This window comes from Kitasatospora viridis (assembly GCF_007829815.1).
Classification (GTDB): domain Bacteria; phylum Actinomycetota; class Actinomycetes; order Streptomycetales; family Streptomycetaceae; genus Kitasatospora; species Kitasatospora viridis.
Genome location: NZ_VIWT01000001.1, coordinates 3,324,238 through 3,339,126, shown reverse-complemented (window position 1 = coordinate 3,339,126; position 14,889 = coordinate 3,324,238). Strand labels below are relative to the sequence as shown.

Here is a 14,889-nt window from a genome sequence, read left to right as displayed (position 1 = left end):
TGGGCCGGGCGGCGGTGCGGTCGGGCCGGGTGCCCCAGGCGCGGTGCGGGTGGAGCGGCTGGCGCGGGGGCGTCGTGCGGGAGGCGTTCACTGGTTGGTCCCTTCGTCGTCGGTGGGCAGGACTTCGGCGAGGTAGGCGGTGCAGAAGCGGGCCAGCGGGCCGTAGCCGCGCTCGCCGGGCGGACGGCCGCGCTCCGCCTCGGCCGCCAGCCCCAGGTCGTCGGGGAGTTCACCGGCCAGCCGCAGACCGAGGCCGTGGGCGATCTCGGTGCTGCGCAGGCCGATCGGCCGGGGCAGCCGGACCACTGCCCGAAGGTCGGCCAGGCGCATCCCGACGGCCGCTGCGACCCGTCCGGCGGCGGCGGTGGCGCGCAGTTCGGCGGGCACCACGAGCAGACCGGTGTCGGTCTGCTCAAGGGCCTGGGCGGCGGCCGGCTCAAGCAGCCGGGGCAGGTCGAGCACGACCAGGCCGCCGCGTCTGCGGGCCGCCGCGAGCACCCCGCGCATCGCCTCCGGGGCGATCGCTGTGGTGTCTCCGCGGTCCCAGGAGAGCAGGTCGAGGCCGTGCGGGTGCGGCAGCGAGCGGGCGAGTTCGGCCCCGCTGACCCGACCCCGCACGGCGACCAAGTCCGGCCAGCGCAGCCCCTCGGCGCTCTCCGCCCCGAGCAGCACGTCCAGGCCGCCGCCGAGCGGGTCGCCGTCGATCAGCATGGTGCGGTGGCCTGCTCTGGCCGCCGTCACCGCCAAGGCGCAGGCGAGCGTCGAGGCGCCGGCCCCGCCGCGGCCGCCGAGCACGGCGACGGTCAGCGCGGGGGTGGCCACGCCCTCCACCGCGTCGGCGATCCGGTCCAGCAGCCAGGCCTCGGCGTCGGGCAGGAAGACCACTTGCTCGGCACCGAGTTGGACACCGCGGATCCAGATGTCGCAGTCGTCGAGGTCGAGTCCGAGGAGCAGCACACCGGGCCGTCGGGCAAGGCCCGCGCACCGGTCGGCCTGGTCGTCGCCGACCAGCACCAGCGGCGCGCGCTCCCAGAGCCAGCCCGGGGGCGGCACGCCGGCGAAGAGTTGGGGTTCGGTGCCGATCGCGGCACAGAGCCTGAGCAGGTGCTCGGTGAGCGCCTCGTCCTCGGTGAACACCAGCGGCACGAGGCCGCCCGGCTCCCCGGGGCGCGGTCCGTGCGGGTCGATGATGGGCGTCGACATGGCTGCCTCCCAGGAGTGGCAGAGGGATTGACGGTCCGTCGGCGACGTTCGACGCCGCCGGTCTGCTGCCACCGTGCCGCTTGTCGCGGATTCCGTCAGCAAGCCGTCGAATCCTGTGGATAACCCTGGGGATGTGGATATCCGAACTCACTCGGATGGCCCTGCTTCACTCTTCGGAGTGGCCGTCGACTCGGAATTGACGAGCCATCTCGACGATCCCCGAGCGCCGCCAACTCGACTACTCAGAGTGACAAAAAGCGGGACTCGGCCGACCGGCCGATCCCGCTGGGAACGCTGCCCCCAGGACTCCCGAGCACCACCCGGGAACCACCCGTAGGCCCGAAAAATGGCCCCGGACATGCGACGACCCCCGCCGGGGGGGGAGAGCGGGGGTCGTCTATCCACGGCCCGACTCGGGGGGGAGGAGCCGGACCGGGTTAGCACGGTCGCGAACGATCCGTGACTTCCATGGTGTACCCGAGCGGCCAGAAACACAAACCCGGAGGCCCTTGAGTCCACCGAATGGCGGTCTCCTCAGAGGCGCCATCTATCCTCGGTTCCTGTGGACACCACCGAGAACGCCGACATCGCCAACGGTGCCGAGAACTCCGGATCGGACACCGCACCGAATGGCGCCGCGGGCAGCGGCCCGATCGTCCAACCCGCACCCCGTCCCACCGTGCGGGACACGATGCCCGACCGGGCCGTGAGCACCCGGCCGGCCCGGACGGCTGCCTTCTTCGACCTCGACAAGACGATCATCGCCAAGTCGAGCGCCCTCGCCTTCAGCCGGCCCTTCTACCAGGGCGGCCTGATCAACCGTCGGACGGTGCTGAAGAGCGCCTACGCGCAGTTCGTCTTCCTGGTCGGCGGGGCCGACCACGACCAGATGGAGAAGATGCGCGAGTACCTCTCGGCGATGACGCGCGGGTGGAACGTCCAGCAGGTGCGGGAGATCGTCGCCGAGACCCTGCACGGTCTGATCAATCCGCTGATCTACGAGGAGGCCGCCGCGCTGATCGCCCAGCACCACGCGGCCGGCCGCGACGTGGTCATCGTCAGCAGCTCGGGCTCCGAGGTGGTGGAGCCGATCGGGGCACTGCTCGGCGCCGACCACGTGATCGCCACCCGGATGCGGATCTCGGACGGCTGCTACACCGGGGAGATCGAGTACTACGCCTACGCGGAGAACAAGGCCGCCGCGATCCGCGAGCTGGCCGCGCGCGAGGGGTACCAGCTCGCCGACAGCTACGCGTACAGCGACTCGATCACCGACCTGCCGCTCCTGGAAGCCGTCGGCCGTCCCTCGGCGGTGAACCCGGACCGCGGGCTCCGCAAGGAGGCGACGGCCCGCGACTGGCCGATCCTGGTCTTCGACCGGCCCATCGAACTGCACCGCCGGCTCCCCGAGTTCAAGGCGCCGAGCCGGACGGTGCTGGCCGCCGTGGCGATCGGCACGGCCTGCCTCACCGCCGGCCTCGTCTGGCATCTGGCGAAGCGTCGGCGACCGGTCGTCTGACCCGGCCGCCGGCCGCGCCCGCCCAGCACGCGCACACCTCTAACAAAACGGACAAAAGGTAAAGACTTCGCTATTCGAGTTCCGTTTGGCCTGGATCCGAGATACAAAGGACTCACGGCCCGCGAGACCCGGAAGGACCCGAAGAGGTCATACCGACACCGCAGTTCAGGCCACACGGACCGCGTACAACTTTCGAGCACCCACGTGCAGCCGACCCGCGATACGGGCCGCCGCACCAGGCGAACGGGCAGGATCCCCGCCTGATGGGCAACTCCGGTGCACGCATGGTCACCCGAAAAGCTGTACCAGCGGCGACATCAGCAGTCAGGATGTCGCCGCAACCCTTTGTCCGGGCAGTTCCCTTCCCGTCGCGGAGCCCGGACCCCGCACCGAGCTGACCGCGGGAGCCCACCGGACCTGGCTGACACTCCGCCAGGTCCCGTGGAAGCCGACGGAGTTGGCCAGCAGTCCGGCTGCCGAAGTCGGGAGAACCGGGTCAGACCATGCCGCGCTGCATCGCCTCGCACACCGCAGTGCTCTCCCGGACGCCGAGCCCGAGCGCCCGGCCGCAGTGCGAGAGCCAAGTGGTCATGCCCTCCGCGGTGCCGGCGGCGTAGCCGGCCAGCGCCTCCCGGTAGGCCGCGGTGCCGAGCTCGACCAGGCCGACCTCGGCCGGGCAGATGGACTTCGGGTCCAGGCCCTCGGCGATCAGCACGATCCGCTGCGCCGCCCGCGCGACCAGCCCGTTGTGCGAGCCGAAGGGCCGCAGGGTGAGCAGCTCGCCGTGCACCACGGCGGCCGTGACCAGTGCCGGTGCGCCGCCGGGCGCGCCGGCGGTGCGTGCGACGAGCAACTGCGCGAGCTGGTCCAGCCGGGCCGCCACCTCCGCGGGCGCCGGGGCCGGCGGCAAGTCGGCCGGCGCGGCGCCCTCGGCCACCACGGCACCGCCGGTCTCCACCGCCGACAGCTGCAGCGGGAAGAGCTCCTCGGGCCGCTCGCCCTCCTGTCGCGGCCGGCCGGCCGCGGGGTCGCCGTCGCCTACGGCGAGCAGGTGGAGCCGGGCCAGTACCTGGAGCGGTGAGGTCCGCCAGACGCTCAGCAGCTGGCCCGCCTCGGCCGAGATGCGCAGTGCGGCGCCGACGGTCCGGTCCTGGTCACTGGCGCTGAAGTCGCTGCGCCGACGGACCTCCTCCAACGGCCAGTCGGCACCGGCGAGCGCCGCCGAAGCGCGCGCCCCGCGCAGTGCGGCCTCCGAGGTCACCTCGGGCGCGCGGCGGCGCATCACCCGGTGCCCGTAGAGCCGGTCAACGGCCTTGCGGACTTCGGCGACGGTCTCCGACACCCCGGGCAGCTCGGCAAGCGGGGTCAGCGGGTCAGTTCCAGTGCTCACCTACCCGAGGGTAACGACCCCTGGGGCGGACGGGACAGCAACCCCGGCATCACCCGTTCGAGGCAATCCTCGATTCCCCCGCACAAAGGCAGCCAAACCCGGACTACGATGAGCTCCTATCGAAGACGATAACGATTACCAACAAGGTGCCTCGTCGTGCCCGGGGTGATCGCCAGAGCAGAGCCGGGAGTCCAGATGAAGATCGCCTTCGTCGGCAAGGGCGGCAGCGGCAAGACCACGCTGTCCGCACTGTTCATCCGCCATCTGGCCGCGGCCGGCCGACCGGTGATCGCCGTGGACGCCGACATCAACCAACACCTCGGCCCCGCCCTGGGCCTGACGGACGGCCAAGCCGCTGCACTGCCCGCGCTCGGCGCCCACCTGCCGCAGATCAAGGACTACCTGCGCGGCAGCAACCCGCGGATCGCCTCCGAAGAGGTGATGATCAAGACCACCCCGCCCGGCACCGGCTCCCGGTTGCTGCGGATCGTCGAGGAGAACCCGGTCTACGCCACCTGCGCCCGGCCGGTGGCGCTGGACGAAGGGTCGGTCCGACTGCTGGTCACCGGCGCGTTCACCGAGGAGGACCTCGGCGTGGCCTGCTACCACTCCAAGGTCGGCGCGGTGGAGCTGCTGCTCAACCACCTGGTCGACGGCGCCGACGAGTACCTGGTGACCGACATGACCGCCGGCTCCGACTCCTTCGCCTCCGGCCTCTTCACCCGCTTCGACCTCACCTTCCTGGTCGCCGAGCCGACCCGGAAGGGCGTCTCGGTCTACCGCCAGTACAAGGAGTACGCACGGGACTTCGGCGTCGCGCTGCGGGTCATCGGCAACAAGGTGCAGAGCGCGGACGACCTCGCGTTCCTGCGGCGCGAGGTGGGGGACGACCTGCTGACCGCCTTCGGGCAGTCCGACTGGGTGCGCCGGCTGGAACAAGGCGCCGAGCCGGGCCTGGCCGAGCTGGAGCCGGCGAACCGGGCCGTGCTGGAGCAGCTGCGCGCCACGGTGGACGACGCCTTCGCCGGCCGCGACCCCCGGCGCTACGCCGACCAGGCGGTCCACTTCCATCTGCGCAACGCCGAGAGCTGGGGCAACGCCAGGACCGGGATCGACCTGGCGGACCAGGTGGACCCGGAGTTCACGCTTCCCGTCCCGGGCGGCCGGGTCGCCCGGGGTCAAGCCACCGTCGGCGTCTGAGACCGCCCCGGACGACGGCACGAGCCCACCCGAAGGGCCGATGCCCGCACCCACAGCGGTGCGGGCACCGGCCCTTCGGCATACCCAACGGCAGCCTGACGGTGCGCCAGGCGCGCTTCGGCTCTCGCAGCAGGGCGCCCGTTCGGACCCGCGCGCCACCCACCCGAGTGAATGTCGCGGCCAGGACTCCCGCTCTGGATCACGCTATGCGAACCTTCCATTACTGATCGTTTACCAAACCTTGGTGCTCCGGGCCGTGACCCTTCGCACCGTGACCAGGCCCTCGCACCGTGCCCGGCGCTCGGCGTCGAACCTCGTCGGCCTCAGCGCCCCCGGTCCGCCCCGGACCAACCTCCCCTTCGTCCCCCGAACAGACGGGAAGAGCAGTGACCACCCACATCTCCCCCCAGCACCCCGCCCAGCAGGACGGCGTCGGCCCCGACGGCAGCACGGTAGACAGCCACGCGCCGCCGGGCCCGCCGGCCGGGCCCGCCAGACGTTCCGCGTACCGCCTCGGGCGGCCCGGCGTCCAGGACCTGACGGCCTCTCTGGTCGTCTTCCTGATCGCCGTGCCGATCTCCCTCGGCATCGCCCTGGCCGTGGGGGCTCCGCTCACCGCGGGCCTGGTCGCGGCGGCCGCCGGCGGCATCGTGGCCGGGCTGCTCGGCGGAGCGCCGCTGCAGGTGACCGGCCCCTCCGCCGCGCTCACCGTGGTCGTCGCCGGACTCGTGCCGCGCTACGGCTGGCAGGCGACCTGTGCCATCACGGTCGCCGCCGGTCTGCTGCAGTTGCTGCTTGGCACGCTGCGGGTGGCCCGTTCCGCGCTCGCCCTGTCCCCGGCCGTGGTGCACGGGATGCTGGCCGGCGTCGGCCTCACCATCGCACTCGCCCAGCTCCACGTGGTACTGGGTGGCTCGCCGCAGGGCTCGGCGACGGCCAACCTCGCGGCGCTCCCCGGCCAGCTGGCGGCCCCTCAGCCCGGCGCCCTGGCGGTCGGTCTGCTCGCCCTGACGCTGCTCTGCTGCTGGCCGAGGCTCCATCAGTTGCCCGGGCGCGCCGGGCGGGTCGGAGCCCGGCTCGGGCGGGTGCCGGCCGCACTCGTCGCGGTGGCGGCCGGGACGGCGCTCGCGGTGATCGGCGACCTGCGGCTGGCCCGGGTGGACCTGCCCCGGTGGAGCGAGCACAGCCTGGCGGTGCTGCCCCACGGCCCGGTGGCCGGCCTCCTCGCCGCGGTGCTCACCGTCGCCGCGGTGGCCAGTGTGGAGTCGCTGCTCTGCGCGGTCGCGGTCGGCCGGCTCACCGGAACCACCGGCGACCTCGACCGGGAGCTGCGCGGGCAGGGCCTGGCGAACCTGGCCTCCGGTCTGCTGGGCGGCCTGCCGGTGGCCGGCGGGGTGGTCCGCAGCTCGGCCAACATCCAGGTCGGCGCCCGGAGCCGCTGGTCCACCGCGCTGCACGGCGTCTGGCTGTTGCTGGCCGCCGTGGCCCTGACCGGCGGGATGCGCCGGATCCCACTGGCCGCGCTGGCGGCGCTGGTGCTGGTGGTGGGCATCCAGATGGTGAGCCTCGCGCACATCCGCAAGGTGCACCGCCACCGGGAGTTCACCGTCTACGCCGCCACCGTGCTGGGCGTGGTCGTGCTCGGCGTCCCGATCGGGGTGGCGGCCGGTGCGCTGACCGCCGCGGTCCTCGCCTGCTACCGCCTCACCCACGCCCGGGTGGAGGTCGCGGCCCTCGCGGACGGCTCCTACGAGGTGCGCACGCACGGCCCGCTAACCTTCTTCGCGGTCCCCCGGCTGAGCCGGGCACTCGCCTCGGTGCCGTCCCACGCCACGGTGACGGTCCGGCACGACGGCGCCTTCATCGACCACGCCTCCTACGAGGCGCTGCACGCCTGGCGGGACGACCACCTGGCGCACGGCGGGCAGGCCGTCCTGCTGACCGACCCGGCCGGCCACGAGGCGATCGACCCCGACGGCACCCTGCGCGGCGACAACTCCACGAGTCGGCACGGCTTCCAGCCGTGGACCCCCTGGGTGGGCCGCCACAGCATCGACCGCGCGGCGGACGACCCGCACGGCCGACTGCTCGAAGGGGTGCGCGGCTTCCAGACGCACACCGCGGACCTGGTCCGCCCCGAGCTGGCCCGGCTGGCCCGGGAGGGCCAGACCCCCTCCGAACTGTTCCTGACCTGCTCCGACTCCCGGCTGGTCACCAGCATGATCACCAGCAGCGGACCGGGCGACCTGTTCACCGTGCGGAACGTCGGCAACCTGGTCCCGGCCCCGCACGAACCCGGCGCCGCCGACGACTCGGTGGCCGCGGCCGTGCAGTACGCGGTCGAGGTGCTGGAGGTGCGCAGCATCACGATCTGCGGGCACTCGGGCTGCGGAGCGATGAACGCCCTGCTCAACGGGGTGCACGAGCAGCCCGGCCGGCCGACCTCGCTGGCCCGCTGGCTGCGCAACGGCCGCGGATCGCTGGCCCGGCTGGCCCGGGTGCCGGCCGAGTTCGCGGACCGCCCGGTGGTCGACCAGGTGGAGCAGCTCTGCATCACCAACGTGGTGCAGCAGTTGGACCAGTTGTTGGCCAACCCGACCGTCGAGCGCCGGGTGGCGGCGGGCGAGCTGCGGCTGGTCGGGATGTACTTCGACTTCGCGACCGCGCAGACCTACGTGCTCGACCGCGAGACCGGCCGGTTCGACGCGGTGGTCGTGGGGGCGACCCCGGAGGTCGCCAGCGCCGCCTGAAGCCGGTCGGGCCCCGGGCGGGCCGGGGCCCGACCACCCGGTGCGGGCTCTCACGAGCCCGCACCGGTCCCCCAGGAGTTCCGCTCCCGCGGAGTGGGAGCCGCTAGTCCCGTCCTTCGCACATAACGAGTTCGGATGATGTGGTGATGCGACCGGTACCCCGGTGGGGTGCCGGTCGTTGAACCCGGCGTGCCGATATCTCGCTCACGTCGCTCACGGGTCCACCGTCCACGCTTCGCCGTGGAGTTGACGCCCGTGGTGGAGAGGCGTCTGGGCGCTCTGCCCGCCTCCGCCGAGTTTCTGCGCCGGCTGGACGTGGCCGGGATCGTCGATGAGCTGTGCCCGATCCGCGAGGTCGCGCACCTCACGCACGGCCAGGTGATCGAGGTGCTGGTCGCCAACCGGCTGTCCGCCCCGGCACCGCTGGTCCGCGTGGGCGACTGGGCCCGGGAGTGGGCGGTGGAGGAGGTCTTCGGCATCTCGCCGGACCTGCTGGGCGACGACCGGCTCGCCCGCGCCCTGGACGCGATCGCGCCGCATCTGGAGGAGCTGGTCGGCACCGTCGGCACCCAGGCCATCGCCGAGTTCGGCATCGACGTGTCCCGGATCCACTGGGACATGACCTCGATGTCCCTCTTCGGCGCCTACGAGGCCCAGGACGAGGCGTTCCCGCAGGTCAAGTATGGCCACCCCAAGGACCGCAGGGTCGACCTGAAGCAGATCCAGGCTGGCCTCGCGGTCAGCGGCGACGGCGGGATCCCGCTCTTCCACCGCGTCTACGACGGCGGCGCGGGAGAGGTCGCCCAGGTCGTCGGCGCGATGAACGCCCTGCGCATGATGGCCGGCCGCAGGGACTTCCTGCTCGTCGCGGACTCCAAGCTGGTGTCCCACCCCAACGTCACCGCCCTGCTGGACGCGAAGGTCGCCTTCATCGCCCCCGCCCCGGCCGCCAAGGTCCCCGACGAGGTCTACGCCGCCTTGAGCCTCGAAGACACGCAGGTGGTGGACCACGTCCCGCAACGCGACGCCGGCAAGAACGCCCGGGCCCGGGAGACGTATCGCGTGCTGGAGGACACCCACGCCCTGCCCGGGCGACGCAAGAGCGACCCGGTGCACATCCTGCGCAGGATCCTGGTCCACTCCAGCGGCAACGCCCGCGGCCGGCAGAGCGCCCGCGCCAAACGCCTGGCCCGCGCGGCCGAGGACCTCGACAAGCTCCAACGAGGCGCGGGCGGACGCTTCTACGGCACAGCCGAGACGATCGCCGCCCGCATCGGCGTGATCGCCAAGAACCACCGGGTCGACGACTGCCTGCGGACCACCGTCACCACCGACGAGACAGGCCGCCCCGGCCTGGAGTGGCACTTCGACCAACAGGTACTCGACGCCCAGGAGGCCGTCGACGGCTGGTACGCGCTGCTGACCAATCTCACCCCCGAGCAGGCCACCGCCGAACAGGTCCTGTTGCGCTACAAGGGCCAGGCCGTGGTCGAACGCCGCTACCACGACTTCAAGGGCCCCCTCGCGGTCGCCCCCGTCTTCCTGCAGCACAACCGGCGCATCGCCGCCCTGATCACCGTGATCTGCCTGGCCCTGCCGGTCTTCTGCCTGATCGAACGTCAGGTCCGCCAGGCCCTGGGCCCAGAGCAGACCATGCGCGGCCTCTACCCCGACAACCGGGCCGTCCGCCCCACCGGCCGCATGATCTTCTACCACCTCGCCAGCCTCATGATCCGGCCCGGCACCGCGACCAGCCCACCCGTCGTCCTCATCAACCGAGGAGTCCAAGCACACCTGCTCGAACTCCTCGGCATCGACGAAACCCGACCCCGCTGGCTGGAAACCTAAACCCCCATGTGCGAAGTCCGGAGCTAGTTCAGCAATCGGGCGAGGTCGGCCGGGGTCACGTAGCCGGGCCAGCGGCCGTCCGTGAAGAGCTGGATCCCCGCGTCGTGGTAGCACTGGTCGACCAGTTGGGAGCAGATCATGTGGCGGGTGTCGGCCACGTAGCGCTTGAGCAGGCCGCTGCCGGGCAGCCGGAAGCGGTGGGCGGCCAGCGCGAAGTAGTCGAGGAAGCTGTACGGGACTCCGATGCGGCGGCGGGCCGCGTCGACGATCGCCGCACGCTGGTCGTCCGTCAGCTGGAAGTGCCCGGTGGACCAGCGCATCGGCCGGCCCTGGTAGTCGGCGAGTGGTGACTGTTTGGCCCCGCCCGGCTCGGCCTCGATCAGCGCGTCCTCGGTGATCAGGACGAAGGCGTGCTCGTAGTCCGCGAAGCCGTCGCCGTTGAGCCACTGCCCGAGCCGGATGAGCCGGCCCGTGGTGCCGCTCATCCGCACGACGGCGAAGTCGCCGAGCTTCGGAGCCGCTGAGTCGTCGTCAGCGGCGTCGGCGATCTGACTCTCACTGGTAACCGCAGTAGCGGCCGCAGTGGCGCCGGCGGAGTCGGGCCCCGCCGACTGCGCCGGCAGCACCGGCGCCGCCGCGGCCGGCGCACCGGGCGCGGCGGAGTGGGAAGAGGTGGGTTCAGGGTTTTCCGAAGGATCTGACATCGGTTCAACTCCCCGTCGGCGCCGCGCCCAGCAGAAGCGCCCCGCGCGACCGGCCGGCGCCGGTCCCGATCGGGCGGGTATTCGCAGTGGAGTACTCTGGTTACGGTCCGTCAAGCCCTTACGGTCAGAAGGCACCCGGTCGGCCCAACCCGGGCCACCGCACCAGCCGACCGGCCGCGGGCCACCGGCGCACCGACCGGCGCGCGTCCCCGAGCGCTCCGGGGCACCGGTGGGACACGCCCGAGCGGTTCGTACCGCGCACGACAGGTACTGGACGCGAACCGATCGGCCCGGTGGGCGAATCCACCGAGGCAGCGGCGTTCAGAGGGTCACTAATCGATCAAAGGTCTACACCAATTTCCCGGGGGCCCTTGTCAATCGACCTGTTCGCCTGGTGAGCTGTGCGCTGGGACACACGGGACAATCCCTAGGCGGGGACGAATCCCGCAGCACTGGAGCTTCTCTCCGCGGGGGGAAAGCGCCATGAACAGACTCGATGAGGAGTTCGCGTTGAGCAACGAGAGCCTGGCCAATCTGCTCAAGGAGGAGCGTCGCTTCGCTCCGCCCGCAGAGCTCGCGGCTGCCGCCAACGTCACCGAGGCCGCGTACGCCCAGGCGTCCGAGGACCGCCTCGGCTTCTGGGCCGAGCAGGCCCGGCGCCTCACCTGGGCCGTCGAGCCGACCGAGACGCTGGACTGGTCGAAGCCGCCCTTCGCGAAGTGGTTCGCCGACGGCCAGCTCAACGTCGCGTACAACTGCGTCGACCGGCACGTCGAGGCGGGCAACGGCGACCGGGTCGCCATCCACTTCGAGGGCGAGCCCGGTGACGGCCGCTCGATCACCTACGCGCAGCTGAAGGACGAGGTCTCCAAGGCCGCCAACGCCCTGCTGGAGCTCGGCGTCCGCAAGGGCGACCGGGTCGCGGTCTACCTGCCGATGATCCCCGAGGCCGTCGTCGCGATGCTGGCCTGCGCCCGGATCGGCGCCGCGCACTCGGTGGTCTTCGGCGGCTTCTCCGCCGACGCCGTCGCCTCCCGGATCCAGGACGCCGACGCCAAGCTGGTGATCACCGCCGACGGTGGCTACCGCCGCGGCAAGCCCTCCGCGCTCAAGCCCGCCATCGACGAGGCGCTCGCCAAGTGCCCCGACGTGGAGCACGTCCTGGTGGTCCGTCGCACCGGTCAGGAGGTCTCGTTCACCGAGGGCCGCGACGTCTGGTGGCACGAGATCACCGAGCGCCAGTCGGCCGAGCACACCGCCGAGCCGCACGACGCCGAGCACCCGCTCTTCATCCTCTACACCTCCGGCACCACCGGTAAGCCGAAGGGCATCCTGCACACCTCGGGCGGCTACCTGACCCAGGCGAGCTACACCCACCACGCCGTCTTCGACCTCAAGCCGGAGACCGACGTCTACTGGTGCACCGCCGACATCGGTTGGGTGACCGGCCATTCGTACATCGTCTACGGCCCGCTCTCCAACGGCGCCACCCAGGTGATCTACGAGGGCACCCCGGACACCCCGCACCAGGGCCGGTTCTGGGAGATCGTCCAGAAGTACAAGGTCACCATCCTGTACACCGCCCCCACCGCGATCCGCACCTTCATGAAGTGGGGCGACGACATCCCCGCGCAGTTCGACCTCTCCTCGCTGCGGGTGCTGGGCAGCGTCGGCGAGCCGATCAACCCGGAGGCGTGGATCTGGTACCGGGAGCACATCGGCGCCAGCCGGACCCCGATCGTGGACACCTGGTGGCAGACCGAGACCGGCGCGATGATGATCTCCCCGCTGCCGGGCGTCACCGAGACCAAGCCGGGCTCGGCCCAGCGCGCGCTGCCGGGCATCGGCGCCACCGTGGTGGACGACAACGGCGCCGAGGTGCCGAACGGCTCCGGCGGCTACCTGGTGCTGACCGAGCCGTGGCCGTCGATGCTGCGCACCATCTGGGGCGACGACCAGCGCTACCTCGACACCTACTGGTCCCGCTTCGGCCACGGCCACGACGAGAAGGACCCGAACTGGCGCTACTTCGCCGGTGACGGTGCCAAGAAGGACGAGGACGGCGACATCTGGCTGCTCGGCCGGGTGGACGACGTGATGCTGGTCTCCGGCCACAACATCTCGACCACCGAGGTGGAGTCGGCGCTGGTCGGCCACCCCGCGGTGGCCGAGTCGGCGGTGGTCGGCGCGACCGACGCCACCACCGGCCAGGCGATCGTCGCCTTCGTGATCCTGCGCGGCACCGCGACCGACAGCGAGGAGCTGATCGCCGAGCTGCGCAACCACGTCGGCAAGACGCTCGGCCCGATCGCCAAGCCGAAGCAGATCAAGGTGGTCAGCGAGCTGCCGAAGACCCGCTCCGGCAAGATCATGCGCCGGCTGCTCCGCGACATCGCCGAGGGCCGCGAGGTGGGCGACACCACCACGCTGGCCGACTCCTCGGTGATGAACCTGATCCAGTCCCAGCTGCCGGGCGGCACCTCGGAGAGCTGAGCACCACCACGCACTGACGCCTGCTCAACGACCGTTCGGTTGTTGAGCAGGCGTCAGTGCGTTTCCCGAGCGCGCCCTGAGCGGGGTCAGCCGCCGCTGCCCAGGGCGCGCAGGGTCTCATACGCGGTCTGCAGGAAGCCCCGGCGTCGGCCGGGCGGCGCGCTGACCAGGGCGACCAGGCCGGTGCCGGAGCGCGGGTTGAAGCCCGCGAAGGCGAGGAAGCCCCTGGTGCTGCCCTCGTGGAAGACCAGCTCCTGCGCGGGCGGCTCGTCGGCCGACAGGGCGCGCTGCTTCCAGCCGAGGCAGAACCGGGTGCCGGCCAGCTTCCACGGCACCCGCGGTCGGCGGACCTCGCGCAGCGCGGTGCGCAGCGCCTGGTCGGTGCCGGAGAGCAGTCCGGCCGTCCCGCCCAACGGCACGGCGCCGTCGACCGCCACCATGGCCTGCAGGTAGCGGAGCATGTCGTCCGCACTGGAGCGCAGCGCGGACGCGCCCGGCAGGGCCGGCATCCGGAAGGACGGCACCCGGCGTCCGCGCCGGTAGCCGTTGCCCGGGTCCCCGGCCGCCCCGCAGGAGGTGTCCAGCAGGCCGAGCGGCTCGCAGACCCGACGCGCCAGCAGGTCCTCGTACCGGGTCCCGGCGGCGTTGGCCAGGGCCAGGCCGAGCAGTCCGGCGCCGAGGCTGGAGTACCGCACCTGGGTGCCGGGCGTGCCGCGCACCGGTGTGCGGGCCAGCGAGCAGAGCAGGTGCGCCGCGTTGAAGGTGGCGCACGGCCGGGTGAACCACTGCGGCATCACCTCGGGCATCCCGGCCGGCAGCCGGGGCAGCCCGGAGGTGTGGGTGGCCAGGTGGAACAGGGTGATCGGGCGCTCCTTCGGGTAGCCGGGCACCGCCTCCGCGGGCAGGTAGGCGCCGACCGGATCGTCGTACCGCACCTCGCCGCGCGCCACCATGTCGGCCAGCAGCAGCGCGGTGAACGTCTTGGTGATGGAGCCGAGTTCGAACCGGGTGTCGGCCCGCACCGGGCGCTTGGTCGCGGAATCGGTGAACCCCCGGCAGGCGACCGTGCGCTCGTCCCCCTCGATCACCGCGACGGCGACACCGCTGTCCGGCGGCAGCCCCTGGAACAGCGGGCGGAGCCGGCGGTCCGGGGTGAGCGAGTCGGGCCGGCGGAGCGGTCCGACCGCCCTGGGGCCGACGGAACCAGCGGAACCGGTCGGACTGGTGGGCCCGGCGGGACCGGCCGGTGCGGCCTTCGGGCCACCGGGCCGCTGCGTGGCGCGCCGCGCGGGCTGCGCCGCCGGCTGGCCGAGGCGGACGACGGAGGGCCTGCGCCGGGGCACCGGCTGGACGGCGAGCGGACCGGCGCCGGAGGGCACGGTCGGCGGCACCAGCGGGCGGGGTGGGATCAGCGGTCGGGGCGGGATCAGCGACTTCGGCTGAGGGTCGTGCGGCAGCAGCGACGGCGCGAACAGGGCGGCCGGTAACCGGGGCGGCGCGGTGGGCGCGCCTTCGCCTCCGGTGACCGGGTGGGGCTCGGCGGACCGTCCGGGGGGCACCGGGGCGGCAGAGCCGACCGAATCGGCCGGTTCCTCAAGGGACATGGGGTTGCCTCCGAGTGGGGCGGGAACGGGCGGCCACAGCGGGCCGCGTTGAGATGACGATAAGTTCGCCCACCCTCCATCGCATGCGAGCGCCGTACGCCCGCAGCGCCCGAGGCCGGTCCGGCGCCAGAAGTCCACCCAGCGGCGCTACTTGGCGTAGCAACAGGTCCGCCACCAG

9 protein-coding genes are annotated in these 14,889 nt (G+C 72.4%); 5 read left to right on the top strand and 4 right to left on the bottom strand.

Annotation, left to right across the window (positions count from 1 at the left end):
* Nucleotides 1–87: 87 nt before the first annotated feature.
* On the bottom strand, nt 88–1,203 hold the full coding sequence (gene ssd / locus FHX73_RS14865) for a septum site-determining protein Ssd (RefSeq protein ID WP_145905460.1): 1,116 nt from the start codon (nt 1,201–1,203) through the stop codon (nt 88–90).
* Between the two features lie 691 nt (nt 1,204–1,894).
* On the opposite strand from ssd, the gene FHX73_RS14860 reads away from it, so the two are divergent.
* A complete protein-coding gene (locus FHX73_RS14860) occupies nt 1,895–2,722 on the top strand; it encodes an HAD family hydrolase (protein WP_145908290.1) in 828 nt (275 codons plus the stop codon).
* A gap of 496 nt (nt 2,723–3,218) precedes the next feature.
* On the opposite strand, the gene FHX73_RS14855 is transcribed toward FHX73_RS14860, so the two are convergent.
* Nucleotides 3,219–4,112: a Fic family protein gene (locus FHX73_RS14855; protein ID WP_145905459.1), complete on the bottom strand. Its 894-nt coding sequence runs from the start codon at nt 4,110–4,112 to the stop codon at nt 3,219–3,221.
* Nucleotides 4,113–4,307: 195 nt separating this feature from the next.
* On the opposite strand from FHX73_RS14855, the gene FHX73_RS14850 reads away from it, so the two are divergent.
* The 3 genes from FHX73_RS14850 (at nt 4,308) to FHX73_RS14840 (ending at nt 9,910) form a co-directional block, all read left to right on the top strand.
* The gene (locus tag FHX73_RS14850; RefSeq protein WP_145905458.1) at nt 4,308–5,312 is read left to right on the top strand and encodes an ATP-binding protein; all 1,005 of its coding nucleotides are present in this window, start codon (nt 4,308–4,310) and stop codon (nt 5,310–5,312) included.
* Nucleotides 5,313–5,698: 386 nt separating this feature from the next.
* The gene (locus FHX73_RS14845; RefSeq protein WP_246213538.1) at nt 5,699–8,062 is read left to right on the top strand and encodes a SulP family inorganic anion transporter; all 2,364 of its coding nucleotides are present in this window, start codon (nt 5,699–5,701) and stop codon (nt 8,060–8,062) included.
* 255 nt (nt 8,063–8,317) lie between these two features.
* Nucleotides 8,318–9,910 (top strand): IS1634 family transposase, encoded by a 1,593-nt coding sequence (locus FHX73_RS14840; RefSeq protein WP_246213537.1) that lies wholly within the window; start codon nt 8,318–8,320, stop codon nt 9,908–9,910.
* Nucleotides 9,911–9,933: 23 nt separating this feature from the next.
* Here FHX73_RS14840 and FHX73_RS14835 read toward each other — a convergent pair whose 3' ends face one another.
* On the bottom strand, nt 9,934–10,395 hold the full coding sequence (locus FHX73_RS14835; protein WP_145905456.1) for a C40 family peptidase: 462 nt from the start codon (nt 10,393–10,395) through the stop codon (nt 9,934–9,936).
* Between the two features lie 729 nt (nt 10,396–11,124).
* Here FHX73_RS14835 and acs point away from each other — a divergent pair.
* Nucleotides 11,125–13,107, top strand: coding sequence for an acetate--CoA ligase (gene acs / locus FHX73_RS14830; RefSeq protein WP_145908288.1), 1,983 nt, complete (start codon nt 11,125–11,127; stop codon nt 13,105–13,107).
* Between the two features lie 86 nt (nt 13,108–13,193).
* Here acs and FHX73_RS14825 read toward each other — a convergent pair whose 3' ends face one another.
* The gene (locus FHX73_RS14825) at nt 13,194–14,711 is read right to left on the bottom strand and encodes a serine hydrolase domain-containing protein (protein WP_145905455.1); all 1,518 of its coding nucleotides are present in this window, start codon (nt 14,709–14,711) and stop codon (nt 13,194–13,196) included.
* Between the last annotated feature and the right edge of the window lie 178 nt (nt 14,712–14,889).

Bases quoted from the DNA above. Each gene is read 5' to 3' on its own strand.
- ssd (WP_145905460.1), bottom strand. From the start codon at position 1,203: ATGTCGACGCCCATCATCGACCCGCACGGACCGCGCCCCGGGGAGCCG.
- FHX73_RS14860 (WP_145908290.1), top strand. From the start codon at position 1,895: ATGCCCGACCGGGCCGTGAGCACCCGGCCGGCCCGGACGGCTGCCTTC.
- FHX73_RS14850 (WP_145905458.1), top strand. From the start codon at position 4,308: ATGAAGATCGCCTTCGTCGGCAAGGGCGGCAGCGGCAAGACCACGCTG.
- FHX73_RS14835 (WP_145905456.1), bottom strand. From the start codon at position 10,395: ATGAGCGGCACCACGGGCCGGCTCATCCGGCTCGGGCAGTGGCTCAAC.
- FHX73_RS14825 (WP_145905455.1), bottom strand. From the start codon at position 14,711: ATGTCCCTTGAGGAACCGGCCGATTCGGTCGGCTCTGCCGCCCCGGTG.